This is a genomic window from Lentilitoribacter sp. JB5-8 (genome assembly GCF_055693385.1).
In genome coordinates this window covers 2,306,289-2,321,878 of sequence record NZ_CM146332.1, presented here as the reverse complement: position 1 = coordinate 2,321,878, position 15,590 = coordinate 2,306,289, and the positions used below count along the sequence as shown (strand labels likewise).

The following is a 15,590-nucleotide window of genomic DNA, read 5'->3' as shown; positions in this document are numbered from 1 at the left end:
TTTACATCATATGTAGATTGTGTTGAACAAACATTGAAGCAGACAAAATCATAAAACCTAATCAGGATTAATTCTTTGAAACGCTGCATTCACTTGCTCGGCAAATTTCGCAGCGCTCACAGGTAAAGTTCGTCCGCGCAATTGTGCTAGATGGACAGATCTTTCATTACTTACTGTTAGATCCAATCGACGTCTGACCAACCCCTTAGGAAGCTTATCAGGCAAACCAATCTCAATTTCAAAACCGATAGCATGTCCACTTAATATGTAATTATGAAGTAAAATATAGCTGTCAGTTTCAACCGCAGGCCTTAACAAAATATTGGAGCGCCTCGCCTCGGCATCGAGCATATTTCGAATAGCGTAGGAGCCATCGTTGAGCGCAAGAGCGTATTCCGCACAATGGTTAAGCCGCAATCTTTTCCTGCGAGAAAGCGGATGATCCTCAGGCATAATGACATAAATAGTTTGCGCAATACTAGCTATGACTTCCAAATCATCCGCAGAAAATGTTGAAAAAGTAAGAGCAAGATCAGCCTCATAATTGGTCAATGCAAGTTTGGCACTTTCAATATCCGCGACATTGACTTGAAATTCCACTCCCGGAAATTTTTCCTGATACATCAATATTTGCTTGGGAAGAAAATGTGGCAGCAAGGCTTGAGAACACACGATGGACACAACACCTCTACGCGCACCTTTAAGGTCCTCTATTCGGTTTTCCAACTCTTCAACTTCTGCCAAATGTTTACGGAATGCATGAACAGCAAGTTCGCCAGCCGGATTTAATCTAAGTCCTTTAGCATTTCGCTCAAATAGCGGCGTGCCTAATTCTTCTTCCATAAATTGTATACGTCGGTTCAAGGATGAGGGCGTAATGGACAATATTTCGGCTGCTTTACGCACCGAACCAGCCCTAGCCACCTCACTAATATATTTATAAATCAATAAGTTACGCATTAGTGTTGCTTTTTTTGCGTCAGTCAGGAACGAAATTAGCACTATTTTGGCGCACCGTAAATGACTAGTCTCATTTTTAAGCAATAAAGGAATTTTTGATGAGTGGATTAAATCTATCAGACCTTGAGGAACGCGTTCTTTCACAGATCACCGAAGAGAAATGGCTAGATCTTGCAACGGAACTTATACGCACAGGTCAGCCTCGGTCTGGTAATCCACTTGATCCCGACATGCCAGGTGGTGAAGAAGAAGCCATTGCCATGTTGACGGCCGGAAAACTTGCCGCACTTGGAATGGATGTCAAAACCTATAGTGCGGTACCCGGACGACCAAATGTTGTGGGAACACTCAAAGGGTCAGGGTCCGGTCCTTCGCTCATGATGAACGATCACCTTGATACCTACCCGGTAGTTGACCCTGAAAAATGGACGATGACCAAAGACAGTCCATATAACGCGACACGTCATGGTGATCTTTTATATGCGCGCGGCACATCAGACACACGCGGCAATATGGCATCATGCTTATTGGCTGTCCAAGCGCTCATCAGCGAAGGTGTGCGCCTTGAAGGTGACCTCATGTACAGTTTCTGCGTTGATGAGGAACGTGACGGAACCTATGGCTCAATTTACATCACCCAAGAACTTGGGATTACATCCGATTACTCTATCACAGCGGAGCCAACTGCATGGGGCGGCCCTGTTGATGCGGATGCCAATGGCAATTTGCCTGAATGGGGCATAAATCTTTCAGTTGCCAATTCCGGGCATTGCCTTGTTGAAATAAAGCTTACTGGTATTAAAGGGCATATTTGGCGACCTGATGTCGTTGAAAACCCAATTTTGCAAGCAGCAGACCTCCTGCCTTCTTTGGCTGGTATGAGTTTTACTCATGATGAAGATCCGTTTCCTGGTCACACGCCACCATGTACAACTGTGGTGCGCATTAAAGGCGGATTACCCGGAGAGATGCAGTTCTCACCGGATGAATGTATTATCACGCTTGCTGTTGTCGGCATTGTGCCCAGTATGACAATGGAAAGTGTGCTTAAGGATATCGATAAAGTCGTTCAAAGCTCTGTTAGTGGCTCTAACCGAATGACCGCGCAGGTGCAGCAAGTTTCAGGTTCGCTTTTCGTCAACGCAACACCGCCCGTACCCATGAATGAAGAGCCTTGTGTGTCTTTAGTGAAAGTTTCTGAGCGCCTTTTAGGGCAAACACCTGAACCCAATCGAAAAAATGCATTTAATGACACTATCCGTCTCCGCGAGGCAGGCATTAATGCAGTCACATATGGTCCCGGCGAAGATGGCTGGGCAGCCGATAATGAATGGATTTCCATCACCAAAAGTGTTGCTGCAGCAAAGGTCTATGCATTGACAATCATGGAAATCTTGAAAGTGCATAAAGATGATTAAAGCCATCCAAAACAATATGCGTTCTTACCTATTGTCTACTTTAACAGTGGTGCTGTTGTTTGCTGCATGGACATTTGTGACGGCAACAGGTCTGGCGAACGAATTGTTTTTACCCGGCCCTGTCGCTGTCTGGGATTCATTTATTAAAGTCGCAACTAAGGGCTATCAGGGGTCAACTCTAGTGGAACATGTTGGTATCAGTATATGGCGCATACTGGTTGCTTTTGTGATCGCTTGTATAATCGGAATTCCATTAGGTATTTTAATGGGTGCATCAAAAGATGCAGCCGCACTGCTAAATCCATTAATCGAGTTTTATCGGCCTTTGCCACCTTTGGGCTTATACACTTTGCTCGTTATGTGGCTTGGTATTGGTGAAGAATCGAAACTAGCACTTTTATTCCTCGCAGCCCTTCCTGGCATCATCATCACCACCATTCAGGCGGTAAAATCTATCGATGAAGTCTATATCCGCGCTGCGCTTTCGCTTGGCGCATCCAAATCCGTTATTCTACGGGAAGTCTATTTACCAGCAGCAGGCCCAACCATCATTGCAGGTATGCGCATATCTCTTGGATTTACCTACACAGTATTAGTTGCTGCAGAGATTGTTGCTGCTACCGCCGGAATAGGTTGGATGATCTGGGATGCGGCAAAATTTTTATTATCAGATGTCGTGATCATGGGCCTTATCGTGCTCGGTTTAACCGGCGTCGCACTTGACGTTTTCATGCGCATTCTTGGAGGTATTTTGATGCCATGGACAAGATAGCAAAGTCGAAAATTACTCAATCCTCCCCCACCATCGTCAAAACTAAACAAGGAGAAAATACGATGACGTTACTTAAGACTATCGCAGCAGCTCTCCTGGGCTCAGCACTTACAACAACAACACTTATGGCCGCAGACAAACCGGAAAAGGTAACCGTTGGATATCTTAATCTGGTGAACGCACAATTGGTCACTAAGAACTTAGGCCTTGTGCAAAAATATATGCCTGGCATTGAAATTGAATATATCAAAGTTGGCGGCGGCGGTGACATGTTGCGCGCTATTGCAGCTGATCAGGTTGATTTCGGAGGCCTTGGAAATCCTCCAACAGCAATCGGAGTAACACGCGATCTGCCTATTCAGGGTATCATGGTTTTGAACATGCTTGATTATGTGGAAGCCATGGTTGTCCGCACAGACAAAGACATCAAATCTTTTGCTGACCTTGAAGGAAAAACAATTGCCGCACCATTTGGTTCAACAACGCATTATCTGTTGTTGCAAGCATTGGCTGATGAAGGCATCGATCCAGCATCGATGAAAATTCTTGATCTACGTCCAAACGATATTGCAGTTGCATGGTCACGTGGTGACGTCGATGCAGCGTGGTTCTGGGAACCAAATCTGGATAAAACGGTTAAGGATGGCGGCAATATCTTCATGACCAGTGGCGTTATGGCAAGTCGTGGATATCCAACCTGGGATGTCGGCATTGTTATGGACGATTTTGCAGAGAAATACCCGGATCTTGTCAAAGCATTCCTTAAGGCTGAGTGCGAAGGTATTGATTATTGGATCAACAATCCAAAAGAAACCGCTGCCATTATTGCCGAAGAATTGGAGCTTTCACTGCCTGATGCAACGCGCATGATGCGTGGTACAGGCATGGTTCCTTGCCCTGAGCAACTGACAGCAGGGTATATGGGAACTGAAGGCGCTGAGGGCGAATTTGCAGATACGCTCGTGGCAACATCAGAGTTTCTTGTTGCGCAGGAAAGACTGCCAAAATTGCTTACACGCGAAGACTATTCAGATTTCCTCGTGCCTTCTTATCTCGAAGAAGTTTTAGCAAGTAATTAAGCAAATAGGGTGCGCCGTATGACTGATCAAAATTTCGAATATCATGAAAATCGCCGCACCCCTGAAAATGGGCATGTCGTCATCGATGGCGTGTCTATCATTTTTGAAAACCGCGATCGAAAAACGGTCGCGGTTGAAAAGACAAGCGTCGATATCCAACCAGGTGAATTTGTTTGCATCTTAGGACCGTCTGGCTCTGGAAAATCAACGTTACTAAACTCAGTTGCAGGTTTTATAAAACCAGCCTCTGGCACCATAAAAGTAGATGGGAACCTTGTTGAGAAACCGGGGCCTGAGCGCGGCATGGTATTTCAACACCACTCATTATTTCCATGGAAAACCGTTCTCGAAAATATCACCTTTGGCCCGCGCGTATCTGGCAGAGGCGAAGGGTCTATCACAGACCAAGCACGCACATTTATCAAGATGATCGGGCTTTCTAAATACGCCGACAGCTATCCTAAAGAACTATCTGGGGGTATGCAGCAACGCGTTGGAATTGCACGCGCATTAGCAAATTATCCTTCAGTTCTTTTAATGGATGAGCCCTTTGGCGCGCTTGATAGTCAAACACGCGCGATGATGCAAGAAAACCTGATGAAGATCTGGAAGGAATTTGGCACGACGGTGCTCTTTGTCACCCACGATGTCGACGAAGCAGTCTTATTATCGGACCGCGTGTTAATCATGAGCGCGGGCCCGGGCCGGATAATTGCAGATATCTCCATTCCTTTACCCAGGCCCCGTGGAGCTGACGTCATCACATCAAGCGATTATGTAAAATTGCGCGCTGAATGCATGGACTACATTCGAGAAGAGAGTCTCATCGCGTTCGCAAGACAATCTGAATAATGCCGAAAAACTTCAAAAAACGACTTACTTTATTGAGGGTATAAAAGTGACCAATTGCTTTCCTGATTTTCAAAAACGCTTGGACCTTGGTGAAGATATTGAGGCAATTGCCATTGATGCATTAAACCGCGCGAAAGCAGCAGAAGGTTGCTTTGTATCTTTTGTCCCAGAGGCAGATGTAAAAGCAGCAGCTGTTACGGTGAAAGCAAAGATTGCCAATGGTGACGAATTGCCCTTAGCTGGTATTCCTTTTTGCGTGAAAGATAATATTTTTGTTAAGGGCATGGTGACTAGTTCAAACTGTCCCGGTTTTGGGGATATTGCGACGTATTCATCACCGGCTGTCGAAAAGGCAATCGAGGCAGGTGCAATATTAATCGGTAAAAACACCATGGATCAGTTCGCAACCGGATTAAATGGTACGCGCTCACCTGAACCATTGTGTAAAAACTCAATCGACCCCACCATGATACCGGGTGGTTCTTCATCTGGCTCAGCGGTTGCTGTGGCTTTGGGTATATGCGGATTTTCTCTTGGAAGCGATACCGGCGGGTCAGGTCGGGTGCCAGCTGCGGCCAATGGCATTGTAGGTTTCAAACCCACACCAGGTTCGATCTCGGGCCGCGGCCTTGTCTATTGCAACCGAAGCTTTGATATAATTCCCATATTTGCAAAAACTGTTGCGGAGGCAAAAGCTGTATTTAACGTCATAGGTGGACCAGATCCTAATGACCCCTATGCGTATTGGGGTGGACAGGTCGATATAACAAACGTGATATCAAAAACCTTTGCCATCCCTTCTCAACTTAACCATTTCGGGGACTTGGCCGCAAAGAGAGCCCATCAAGAAAACATAGAAAAGCTCAACAAATCTGGGATTAGTTTGAAAGAAATTGACTTCCAGCCATTTTCAAAAATTGGTGAAAAGGTTTTTGGATCTGCGCTGGTTGCTGAAAGACTAATCGACTACGGAGATTTTATCAAAGACAATCCGGAAAAAGTGCTAGAACCTGTTGCAAAGGCAATTAATAACGGCCGAGCGTATTCCGCACAGGATCTATATGAAACTTTGCACGAAATCGCCGAGTTAAAGATTGAGTGCATGAAACAGCTTGAGGGAACTTCTGGTCTGATCCTACCGACAATCCCGAGGCTTTACACAATTAAAGACATGCTCAAAAATCCCATGGAATTAAACAACATCATGGGAACATACACCTATTTTGCAAATCCAATTGGCTTTTCTGCAATCGCCATCCCAGGGATACACCGCTCCGATGGTCTGCCATCAAGTATTTGTCTTGCAGGTCCTGCTGGCACAGATGATAAAAACTTAGTGATCGCTGAATTGTTTGAAGAATTGCTCAATTGAAACCTGCTAATGTCTGCAACTGGCACGAAACAGACGTATGAATTTAGATAATGAATGTCCGCTTCAAGATTGGTATCTGAAGCTACAACACCGGGCCCCCACGCCCCAATAGAATTCAAATTGACGGTTGATGGACATGTTGATTGAATATTAGTTAAAATGCAGTTGTTTCGACCGGTGCTAATATTTTTGCTAGCAAGGCTTAATCAATCAATATTCAACTTAAATATAAACATCGACCATAAATTTGCGCCCCACGGCTTTTGACACCGCTGCGCTTCCCTGAGCCTTTGGAGACTGAATACTCAAATCATAAGCTATTGTTTTTAAATGATGAAAATTAAATTATACTTATATCGGGTAACTTTATGGGTAAGTATTAGAAGCCATTTTCAGAACACAATTACTTAAATTTCCCCAGCATAACGGCTGATTGAACGTAGACACAATCCAGCCCAGCCAACTTTTCTGTATCAAGGCTAAGAGCGTTGTTATCCTTGCTTTCGAAGCCTTCCCGCAATTCATATCGTTTATTTTTCTTATGAAGGACGGAAACTTTATCAACTTTTAAAGCCCACCATCTCAGCCAACTCATGCGGTTACGCATGGTCGCTTTGGTAAGGCCTTCATCTCGCCAGTGATTGAGAAGTGCATCAACATGCTTGGGTTTAAGCGAACGGCTATTTTTTAAGTCATAACCAAGTTGTTTGAGTTGTGCCGCCATGGCCGCAAGGCCGCGTTGACGGTTCTTTTGAGTGCCAAAGGCACCGTCTCGGTTGCGCTTACATAAGCGCACCAAGTCCATTGTGAGATTATCCATCTCCTTTGCTTTCTGTTGTTGTTCTGTATTTGATTGGTGAGTGTTAATGGCTACTGGCGATCCGCAGATCGTTCAGTTCAAACGCCTAGACGTTTAATAAAAGCCAAGTCGCAAAAAAAGCACCCCATGGGTGCTTTACGACAGGTGCCCAGATGGGCGGCAGTGACATCGTAATTGTAACTGCTGTGCCCGCATCTATGGCGGGACTTTTTTATCGGTAATCATAAGATCTTTCCTTTTCAAAATGTGTGAGATGGCTCCTGAATATTGAGCATAAAAAAAGGGCTCAGTCACCTGAGCCCAGCATTTGCTAATTCTGATAAAAAGGTACCAAAGGTTGGCCCAATTGCGCAAGCAAATGATCAAAAATGATGGCGTACATTTTGAGCTATCACGCGCGCATAATTTATCATTTTCTGGTTATAAGCCTTAGTGAGCTTGGAGGGGCGTGGCCGTCACTACCCGCGATGCTCGTAGTGACGGCCATCTGGCCAGAGCGTCTTTTGCTCCCCATTGTCTGACATTTGATGCTTTGCTTGGGTTCAATTTTGCAGACGTACGTCTTCGAAACATCAGCCTTATCCCGATCAGCCTTGTCATATGCCGCCTACATTTTCCTCTACGCATTATTATCTCCCTCACATGAACGTTTGAGCGCTGCGGCTTTGTCTTTTTACGTCATGATTTTTCTCATAATGCGCGCAACGAAATCGTTTGGTTCGATGAAGCTGGCTCCACAAGCTCAAACAGCAAGTTATCTTCCGCCGCCAAAGAGCGGTCTCCCGAGAAGAAACTTGTGTTTGCTCTTACGTGTTCACCTTTTTAGCTCACGACCAAAGCGATAGGCGCTGCGGCAAATTTAAAGAGGAGAAAATACCATGACAAAGCAACAAAAGAAGCAAAGCACAACACCAACTCACGAAGTCTTTCACGTGACAGGCGATGAAAACAACGCACGCTGGATGAAAATTGGTGTAGGCTGGGCGCATAAAGACGACGACGGCATGAACCTTGCGATCAACTACAGTCCCTTGATTGAAGGCCGCACTGTGATCCGCAAAACCCAACCCAAGCAAGAAGCAGACGTTGCTGAATAAGCAACGGGTAGCAACACGCGCTGGCCAGAAATGGCCAACTAACACTGTTTCAAGATCACAACCAGAAATGCTTAACCCTGTGATTTAAATGAATTATAACTTGCAATCTAAACGCTAATTCTGTAACAGACTTCGACTTCTCAATATAGGAACAATATCGTGTCTAATCTCGCACTAGAAAACAGTCCATATTTTTTGCGTGAAAAAGTTCTTAAAAAAATTATACCTTATTTTGAAGGTAACTGTGAGCTAATGCTCGTTTGTGGATCTATGGCCTATGGGTCGCCAGAAGTAGTTACTGATAAATCAGATTTAGATATTCTAATAAAATTAGACAACGAAATTTGTGACCTTTCGTTTCTCGATGGGAAATTTAAGTTAAAAAATTTGCCGCAGCATAGATATTTTGATGCATTGTCATTGAAAGAAAACATTGATGGAGTCGACGTTAGTGTTCATGTATTTAATCGCGATTCCTTCGAAATTTTGAGGCTCGCTTACGTGGCTGACGTTAGAATCTTTCGCGATCATAATAAAAAGGGAAATTACAAATTAGTAGGCTTTTGCGGAAACAGCTACTATGATTTTGAGGTAAAAAATGTGCCCTTGCACGAAGGGGGCGTGCGAACAGTGGTTCCAATCTCATTTATCTACACTGACCCTCAGAGTAATGAAGAACGTTATGCTTTAGGAATTCATAGGGATAAAATAATATCCACAAAACACGCTGTGATTGGTGAGAAGTATTTTCAAAAATTTAGAACTGGCGTAATAAGAAAAGTGACTCAAATTATGTTAGAGGAAGAAAAACGTCTTGAAGTGTCATACTCTCTTGAAAATTCGCTTTCTCGACTTGATCGTTTTGAATGCGAATTTCGTAAAGAGTTGATAGACGAGCTAACCTTTGTTCGAAAACAGCTAGTTGAAACTCTCTAACAATTTTTATTTTAATTGGTATCTAAATATTCTATTTTTTTGGGGGCCTTCTATATGAAGCACCCAAGGGTTTTTGCTATTAAAAAAATTACCTGGTGTCGCACATAGACTAGTTTTTATTTTTTCTACATACTCACCTCCATTTAATTCGACAGTTTCGTGAATATGCCCATGTAAGCTTAGTTTAGGTGAATATTCTTCTATTGCTTTTCGAACGCCATCGCTTCCGATGTGGCGCCCACCTTGCATAATATCTAACTTTGTTTCTTTGGGAGGCGCATGAGAAACCAATATCTTGTCGTCAAATTTACATTCTGAAAAGAGCGCGCTCAGATCATCATAGATAGTACCAGAAAACTGCTTTGTTTTCGTCAAATTTTTTCTCTCTAAACCAGACTTGTTGCTGAACACACCAACTAGCTGAGCATCCTCCCTATCTTCATGCATTTTTGGCGTTAAATCAGGCTTCTCCCAATCTTTGTATTTGAAAGGAGTGAGCGGCACAAAAGTATAGAAAATGTAGGAACGTTTTTCCCTCTCGTCATTATAAACACTATTGCAAAATATTTCATATTTATGCGCCTTCGAACTGCTCTTGAGAAATGAGTAATTTCCTCTGAAATCATCATTCCCCATTGCAACTAGAATTTTCGGTTTTCTTGAGTATTTTTTCTCAAATTCCAAGTGAAATTTATCGACGGCACGAAAAAAGTATTTTTCAAAAAACTCCCGTTGTTTGGGAACCGAACGCTTGGATTTACTTTTAGGGGATATGTCACCACCAAAAATTACTTTTTCGAGGCCATTGTGCAATGCATAATTAAAACATTTATCGTATTGCGTTTTGTTTCCGTGTAAATCTGCTGAATATAGAATTGAATATGAAGACCTTTTAATCGTCCAAACATTTTTCAAACCGACAAATCCGTCAAAAAATTTGAAAAGTCTTTCGTGGGTCCGATTTTGGGTTTTCTCTACTTCAATCATAGAACGATGATACCGTTTTCTAAAAAAAGGGCAATAAGTAACACAATACCTACTGGATATAGGCTAATTTTTAATTAAAACAAGTAATGGTGGTGTAAAAAAGCAGCAAAACTATCTTAAATTGCCAGTTACTTTTTTATTTAGAAGCGTTGTCGAAAACATTAAATACCCATTTATATGCCCGACGAACCAAGAAGTATGGATAAAATCGTGAGCACACGTTGCTAAACAAGCAGCGTAGAACGACATGCTCTGGCCAGAGATGGATAGCATTCGCTTGAATGTACTGATACTGATAGACATCACGATGTCTGTAAATATTGAATAATTTAGCTATTTATACTCCCGGCAATGAGCCAGTGCTCTTCCTGAATTTGCTAATGTAAATTCATATTCGCCCACTTTGCCCTGTAGCGCAATTTTGACTTTCTGCCCTTCCTTTAAGGCATCGAGCAATGGCTGCATTGGATATTCGTTTTCTTTATAAGGGCTGTCACGTTTTTCTTCTCGCGGCTCAAATGTTAAAGGTGCCCTACTCGAACTCAATATTTGCATATTGGTTTTAAATAGTGCGATCTGGTTCTCAGATCCCCCACGCTCTATCACACGTAACGTAATGCGAGGTTCTCCCAATCTGCTTTTGGGCTCACAATTTACAATAAGATTATAAGCACCGTTGCTGACCGCTGCATAATTGGAATAGTTCCCTATCTTCTGCCACTGGTGATTGGGCAAAGTTGCTATATTTTGCCGAATTGTTTTGGCCTCTTTTCTTAGATCTAACTCTTCAGCTTGGGAATAAGACGGGCTAACAAGCAACGTCAACGCAATGCCTAATGATGTCGATTTGAGCATTTTCGTAGTCCTATGATTTGGGAACAAGTTTGCTGCGATACGTCGCAACACGACAATTTTTGATGTGAATATTACTGTAGTCAAAGCCTTCTAAATAAATACCGCCAAGCACGCCACCAAAAGAACCGTCAGAGCTAAAAGAACTGGCTTGGAGAACTTTATTCGTCGTTACATGGCTGATTTTACCTGCAACAAGAACATGCTGCCAGTTATTGCGCGATTGCCAACGCGCATCTGCGTCGGCCTTAATGTCGCGCCCAACCTTAGCACTAAGAGCAGGTAAATCACTGACGTAACACGTAACCGCAGAGCGCCACACAGCCCGTTTTTGAACCAAGCATCCAACAGGATTTTTGTACCCTCGCCCCGCACAGCCCATGGCATTCTCAGCAGAGTAAACAGGAATAACTTCAATCGCTGCGCGATGACCTGTGACATCCACCTTACGGATATAGCCAACCATGGCACCTTGTTTGCAGCGGTTCGCAGCAACGAGTGCGTCAGCCTCCCCGCGGTTTTGAATGCCATTCAGCTCTTTGCCCCGAAGCCAAACGCTATTTTCAACCGTAATACCTGTTTGATCGACAACTGCGCTCCAGTTATCATAGGCAGGTTGGTAGCCCCCCATTGGGGTAGTCATCTCACTGCACCCAGCCAACACCACTATACCCGTTAAAGCCACCGCAAGTTTACGCATGATGCGCATTCCCTTGGCCACCTACTGTAATCTCTACAACCTGCGAAGCAGGCTTACTGCCGTGGAGAATAAGATAGCCAATTAAAAACGCCCATCCAAAGATGGGGATAATGAGACCAATGATAATCATTGCCGCGCTGAGCGGTTGCTTATTCTTTTGCAGCGTTGCCTTGGTTTCACTTTTAGTTGCAAGCGTAAAGCCTTGATTGAGGTAACTCGTCACCATTGTATCTAGCCCCGCGGGCGTATCGACGTACTGTTGTTTAATAGACATGTATCAACTCATAAAGTAGGCAGAAAACAAAGATCGCAGACCTTTTTAGCGCTTTCTGCTATGCTAGAATTACCGAACAAAATATGAATTCTGTTCGCTTCTCCCAAATTGTTGAAATTACAACTTGAAATGTAGAATCCTGTTCATGTAATATTCAGAAACGGGTTGATACAAAAACCTAACACCCTGTTATTAGTGTGTTTTTCTAAACGGCGAACAAAATTCATATTTTGTTCGATGTTTAGTGACTGGAATATTCAGCAAAACAGAAAGATATAAATATCGATTGGTTGGTACTCAGTGCACAGCATCGGAGGATCGTATGATGCGATATTCAACCAACTCTATTTACACACCATCAGGAAGTCGAAAGTATCTAACCAATACAGAGCGCACAGCGTTCATAAAAGCCATCAAAGAGCTCACAGCGCATGAACAACTTTTCTCCCTCACATTGATATATACAGGGTGCCGCATATCGGAGGCGCTTCAACTTACAAGCGATAATTTATCTTACGATGAAGACGCTATCGTCTTTCGCACACTGAAAAGACGCAGCCAGATTATCATGCGATGCGTACCTGTGCCGCCTGCGCACATGAAAGCCCTAGTGAAATGGGCTAATAATCAAGAAGACCGCTTATTCCCATGGGGGCGCACACGTGGCTGGGAAATCATAAAGAAAGCGATGCAACGAGCTGGCATAAACGGTTCTAAAGCCAGTCCAAAAGGACTGAGGCATACTTATGGCATTAGGCTCGCGCAGCAAAGTGTGCCGTTACCAACAATCAGCACGTTGATGGGGCACTCCGATATCAACACGACAGCCATTTACACTGACCTGAGACCCGAAAGTTCCTCCAAAATTTGATAGAGTCTGTCCCAACGAATTGGAGACAGAATATGAAACGCAGATTTAGCGATGAGCAGATCATTTCGATGATCAAGGAACAAGAGAACGGCATGCCAACATCTGAGGTGTGCCGCAAGTACGGGATTAGCTCAGCCAGTTTTTACAAATACAAATCCAAGTATGGTGGGATGGACATCTCAGACGCCAAGAAGCTAAAGGCTTTGGAGGATGAGAATAATCGACTTAAGAAGCTGTTGGCTGAACAGATGCTTGATATTGCCATGCTCAAGGATGTGAACTCAAAAAAGTGGTGACGCCTGCTGCCAAGCGAGATGCGGTTACTCACCTTCGGACAGCGCACGGGGTGAGCGAGCGGCGGGCGTGTGCTGTTTTACAGGTTGATCGGTCAAGTGTGCGTTATAAATCTGTTCGACCTAATGATGATGAACTGAGAGAAGCTATGAAGCAGGTAGCATCTGAACGTCGCCGTTTCGGTTACAGGCGCATTCATGTGATGCTGGAACGGCAAGGCATTATCATGAACCAGAAAAAGTTGAGACGTCTATATCGCGAGGAGAAGCTACAGGTGCGCAAACGTGGTGGCAGGAAACGTGCCTTGGGCACTCGTAGACCCATGCTCGTGCCCAATCAACCCAATGAGCGTTGGAGCTTAGACGTTGTATCAGATGCTTTCACTGATGGCAGAAGGTTTCGAGTTTTAGCTGTTGTTGATGATTACAGCCGTGAATGTTTGGCTCTTGTGGCTGATACATCTTTATCTGGTCTCCGCGTTACTCGTGAACTCAATAGTCTGATAGTACGACGCAGCAAACCAAATACAATTGTCAGCGATAACGGAACCGAACTCACCAGCATGGCTGTCCTTAAATGGTGTCAGGAAACGAATGTTGAATGGCATTACATTCAACCCGGAAAACCTATGCAAAACGGCTTTGTTGAAAGCTTCAATGGTAGCTTCCGAGATGAATGTTTAAACGAAACACTCTTCACCTCACTCAATGATGCCAAAACCGAAATCAATAAATGGAAGGACGACTATAACCAAAACAGACCACATTCATCGCTGGGCAATCTAACGCCCTACGAATACGTAAGGAAAATTAACTTGAAAAACATGGCCGCATAACGCCATAAACATATCGACAGATTCTAGCCAAAACTGGATGAAAGTTGGGTCTCAGGTCATTAGCCCTCGTATCAAGACTATTTTTCAAATGAACAGCATAGTGCTTTTCGATCATCTCAACGCTGGTGCGGCAATTCTTTGCGATTTGATAGATATCAGCACCACCTAGTAACCTGAATGATATGTAACTGTGACGCAGCGAGTAGAGCGTGCGCCGATTGCCGTTGCGATCAACCTTAAGACCAAGCTCTTCAAGTATGCGATTAAACTGTTTTTTATGATCAATGATAAAAATGCGATCTGTTGGTTGAGCATTATTACGTTCCAACATGCGCTTGAAGGGAAAGACGGCACCATTAGTGCTTTTACAGTACCCAACGCCACGCTTACCACGTACTTCGATCTCTAAGATGGTTTCTCCCGTTGCCGCATCATCGACAATCTCAATATCGCGGTATTCTAGCCACTTAGCTTCATCAGGGCGAATGCCGGTGTTCGCCATAAATAGGATTTTGTCGTGCAATTGTTCAGCGAGGTACTTTTGTCGCGCTCCGTTTGCCACTTTGATGTTGTTACGGGTAGCTTCATATAGTTGCTTATACTCCTTAGGAGAAAACCACGCACGATGCACGACCTTACCAGATGATTTATAAGGCTGTGTAAGATCAGGCGTATATTGCAACCAGCCTAGCCGTACGGCGATTTTCAGGACTAATCTCAGGGTGACAGTTTCATGATGCAACGTGCTCCGTGAGGGTACTTTCCTGCCGCCCTCACCTTGAGAGCGAAAAATGCGATATTCTTGTACGGTTCCCGCATTGATTTTTGAAAGACCTATGTTTCCAAAGTAAGGCGATAGGTGCATTCTAATACGGCGATAATGATCTTGCACCCAGCGTTTGTTGCGCTGGCCATTGGTAAGAACTTCATATTCTTGCATGAACTTTTTGGCCGCATCATTAAACGTGTGTTCGTTTAAAATCTCGCCATGTCGATCTTTATCAAGCAGTTGAAAGTACCAATCTTCGGCAACTTCTTTTGCTTTAGATAAACTCGATACCTTCGTACTTTTACGGCGATTTTTGCCAGCCATATAAGTTGCACAGAACCAATTCTCACCTGATTCACGTCGATATATACGGACTTTATCGCCCAATATGCGATGCGTTTCACCCATAACTTATACCTCTAAATCTAACGGGTCATTTTGGGTAACTATCGGGTAACACGAATTAGAATGCAAATAACCGCGAATCTAAAGTATTAAACAACTGATTATATTAAGGAAAATGGCAGGGGCAGCAGGGTTCGAACCCGCGACCTACGGTTTTGGAGACCGTCGCTCTACCAACTGAGCTATACCCCTTTAGTCACACAATGTTTGTGCGTTGGGTGCTGATTACGAAAGCTTGGAGAAAAATGCAAGTACAAAGCTACATAAGTTTCGAGAAATATTCCTTCTAATGGTTAA

Annotated in this window: 16 protein-coding genes and 1 tRNA gene; 9 read left to right on the top strand and 8 right to left on the bottom strand. The window is 43.8% G+C overall.

Annotated features, from left to right (window positions below):
- Positions 1-57 precede the first annotated feature (57 nt).
- A complete protein-coding gene (locus tag ACZ1GZ_RS11405; protein WP_472665002.1) occupies positions 58-960 on the bottom strand; it encodes a LysR family transcriptional regulator in 903 nt (300 codons plus the stop codon).
- A 98-nt stretch (positions 961-1,058) separates the two neighbouring features.
- Here ACZ1GZ_RS11405 and ACZ1GZ_RS11400 point away from each other — a divergent pair, with 98 nt between their 5' ends.
- The 5 genes from ACZ1GZ_RS11400 (at position 1,059) to ACZ1GZ_RS11380 (ending at position 6,453) form a co-directional block, all read left to right on the top strand.
- On the top strand, positions 1,059-2,378 hold the full coding sequence (locus ACZ1GZ_RS11400; protein ID WP_472665001.1) for a M20 family metallopeptidase: 1,320 nt from the start codon (positions 1,059-1,061) through the stop codon (positions 2,376-2,378).
- The gene (locus ACZ1GZ_RS11395) at positions 2,371-3,150 is read left to right on the top strand and encodes an ABC transporter permease (RefSeq protein WP_472665000.1); all 780 of its coding nucleotides are present in this window, start codon (positions 2,371-2,373) and stop codon (positions 3,148-3,150) included. The genes ACZ1GZ_RS11400 and ACZ1GZ_RS11395 overlap by 8 nt, the downstream gene beginning before the upstream one ends.
- 62 nt (positions 3,151-3,212) lie before the next feature.
- A complete protein-coding gene (locus ACZ1GZ_RS11390) occupies positions 3,213-4,229 on the top strand; it encodes a taurine ABC transporter substrate-binding protein (protein WP_472664999.1) in 1,017 nt (338 codons plus the stop codon).
- 18 nt (positions 4,230-4,247) lie between these two features.
- Complete coding sequence (locus tag ACZ1GZ_RS11385; RefSeq protein WP_472664998.1) at positions 4,248-5,081, top strand: ABC transporter ATP-binding protein; 834 nt, start codon at positions 4,248-4,250, stop codon at positions 5,079-5,081.
- A gap of 46 nt (positions 5,082-5,127) precedes the next feature.
- The gene (locus tag ACZ1GZ_RS11380; protein WP_472664996.1) at positions 5,128-6,453 is read left to right on the top strand and encodes an amidase family protein; all 1,326 of its coding nucleotides are present in this window, start codon (positions 5,128-5,130) and stop codon (positions 6,451-6,453) included.
- 403 nt (positions 6,454-6,856) lie between these two features.
- On the opposite strand, the gene ACZ1GZ_RS11375 is transcribed toward ACZ1GZ_RS11380, so the two are convergent.
- A complete protein-coding gene (locus tag ACZ1GZ_RS11375) occupies positions 6,857-7,273 on the bottom strand; it encodes a phage integrase N-terminal domain-containing protein (protein ID WP_472664995.1) in 417 nt (138 codons plus the stop codon).
- Positions 7,274-8,151: 878 nt separating this feature from the next.
- On the opposite strand from ACZ1GZ_RS11375, the gene ACZ1GZ_RS11370 reads away from it, so the two are divergent.
- On the top strand, positions 8,152-8,370 hold the full coding sequence (locus ACZ1GZ_RS11370; protein ID WP_472664994.1) for a hypothetical protein: 219 nt from the start codon (positions 8,152-8,154) through the stop codon (positions 8,368-8,370).
- 159 nt (positions 8,371-8,529) lie between these two features.
- The gene (locus ACZ1GZ_RS11365) at positions 8,530-9,306 is read left to right on the top strand and encodes a hypothetical protein (protein ID WP_472664993.1); all 777 of its coding nucleotides are present in this window, start codon (positions 8,530-8,532) and stop codon (positions 9,304-9,306) included.
- A 6-nt stretch (positions 9,307-9,312) separates the two neighbouring features.
- On the opposite strand, the gene ACZ1GZ_RS11360 is transcribed toward ACZ1GZ_RS11365, so the two are convergent.
- The 4 genes from ACZ1GZ_RS11360 to ACZ1GZ_RS11345 form a co-directional block, all read right to left on the bottom strand.
- Positions 9,313-10,293, bottom strand: coding sequence for a metallophosphoesterase family protein (locus ACZ1GZ_RS11360; RefSeq protein ID WP_472664992.1), 981 nt, complete (start codon positions 10,291-10,293; stop codon positions 9,313-9,315).
- 333 nt (positions 10,294-10,626) lie between these two features.
- Positions 10,627-11,148 (bottom strand): hypothetical protein, encoded by a 522-nt coding sequence (locus tag ACZ1GZ_RS11355; protein WP_472664991.1) that lies wholly within the window; start codon positions 11,146-11,148, stop codon positions 10,627-10,629.
- 10 nt (positions 11,149-11,158) lie between these two features.
- A complete protein-coding gene (locus ACZ1GZ_RS11350; protein ID WP_472664990.1) occupies positions 11,159-11,845 on the bottom strand; it encodes a hypothetical protein in 687 nt (228 codons plus the stop codon).
- On the bottom strand, positions 11,838-12,119 hold the full coding sequence (locus tag ACZ1GZ_RS11345) for a hypothetical protein (protein WP_472664989.1): 282 nt from the start codon (positions 12,117-12,119) through the stop codon (positions 11,838-11,840). Before ACZ1GZ_RS11345 ends, ACZ1GZ_RS11350 begins: the two co-directional genes overlap by 8 nt.
- Before the next feature lie 322 nt (positions 12,120-12,441).
- On the opposite strand from ACZ1GZ_RS11345, the gene ACZ1GZ_RS11340 reads away from it, so the two are divergent.
- Together ACZ1GZ_RS11340 and ACZ1GZ_RS11335 are read left to right on the top strand one after the other, a co-directional pair.
- A complete protein-coding gene (locus ACZ1GZ_RS11340) occupies positions 12,442-12,990 on the top strand; it encodes a tyrosine-type recombinase/integrase (RefSeq protein WP_472664988.1) in 549 nt (182 codons plus the stop codon).
- 32 nt (positions 12,991-13,022) lie between these two features.
- Positions 13,023-14,119 (top strand): IS3 family transposase gene (locus ACZ1GZ_RS11335; protein ID WP_472664987.1). Its coding sequence is split into 2 segments (ribosomal slippage): positions 13,023-13,272 and positions 13,272-14,119, totalling 1,098 coding nucleotides; the frame shifts between segments, so codons are not numbered across the junction.
- Here ACZ1GZ_RS11335 and ACZ1GZ_RS11330 read toward each other — a convergent pair.
- Positions 14,094-15,296: a phage integrase SAM-like domain-containing protein gene (locus tag ACZ1GZ_RS11330; RefSeq protein ID WP_472664986.1), complete on the bottom strand. Its 1,203-nt coding sequence runs from the start codon at positions 15,294-15,296 to the stop codon at positions 14,094-14,096. The two genes, ACZ1GZ_RS11335 and ACZ1GZ_RS11330, sit on opposite strands and share 26 nt — an antisense overlap.
- 113 nt (positions 15,297-15,409) lie before the next feature.
- A tRNA-Trp gene (locus ACZ1GZ_RS11325) sits at positions 15,410-15,485 on the bottom strand.
- Positions 15,486-15,590: the final 105 nt, after the last annotated feature.

Coding starts and splice junctions, on each gene's coding strand:
- ACZ1GZ_RS11400 (WP_472665001.1), top strand. CDS start 1,059: ATGAGTGGATTAAATCTATCAGACCTTGAGGAACGCGTTCTTTCACAG.
- ACZ1GZ_RS11370 (WP_472664994.1), top strand. CDS start 8,152: ATGACAAAGCAACAAAAGAAGCAAAGCACAACACCAACTCACGAAGTC.
- ACZ1GZ_RS11390 (WP_472664999.1), top strand. CDS start 3,213: ATGACGTTACTTAAGACTATCGCAGCAGCTCTCCTGGGCTCAGCACTT.
- ACZ1GZ_RS11340 (WP_472664988.1), top strand. CDS start 12,442: ATGATGCGATATTCAACCAACTCTATTTACACACCATCAGGAAGTCGA.
- ACZ1GZ_RS11395 (WP_472665000.1), top strand. CDS start 2,371: ATGATTAAAGCCATCCAAAACAATATGCGTTCTTACCTATTGTCTACT.
- ACZ1GZ_RS11330 (WP_472664986.1), bottom strand. CDS start 15,296: ATGGGTGAAACGCATCGCATATTGGGCGATAAAGTCCGTATATATCGA.
- ACZ1GZ_RS11350 (WP_472664990.1), bottom strand. CDS start 11,845: ATGCGTAAACTTGCGGTGGCTTTAACGGGTATAGTGGTGTTGGCTGGG.
- ACZ1GZ_RS11355 (WP_472664991.1), bottom strand. CDS start 11,148: ATGCTCAAATCGACATCATTAGGCATTGCGTTGACGTTGCTTGTTAGC.
- ACZ1GZ_RS11375 (WP_472664995.1), bottom strand. CDS start 7,273: ATGGATAATCTCACAATGGACTTGGTGCGCTTATGTAAGCGCAACCGA.
- ACZ1GZ_RS11360 (WP_472664992.1), bottom strand. CDS start 10,293: ATGATTGAAGTAGAGAAAACCCAAAATCGGACCCACGAAAGACTTTTC.
- ACZ1GZ_RS11385 (WP_472664998.1), top strand. CDS start 4,248: ATGACTGATCAAAATTTCGAATATCATGAAAATCGCCGCACCCCTGAA.
- ACZ1GZ_RS11345 (WP_472664989.1), bottom strand. CDS start 12,119: ATGTCTATTAAACAACAGTACGTCGATACGCCCGCGGGGCTAGATACA.
- ACZ1GZ_RS11405 (WP_472665002.1), bottom strand. CDS start 960: ATGCGTAACTTATTGATTTATAAATATATTAGTGAGGTGGCTAGGGCT.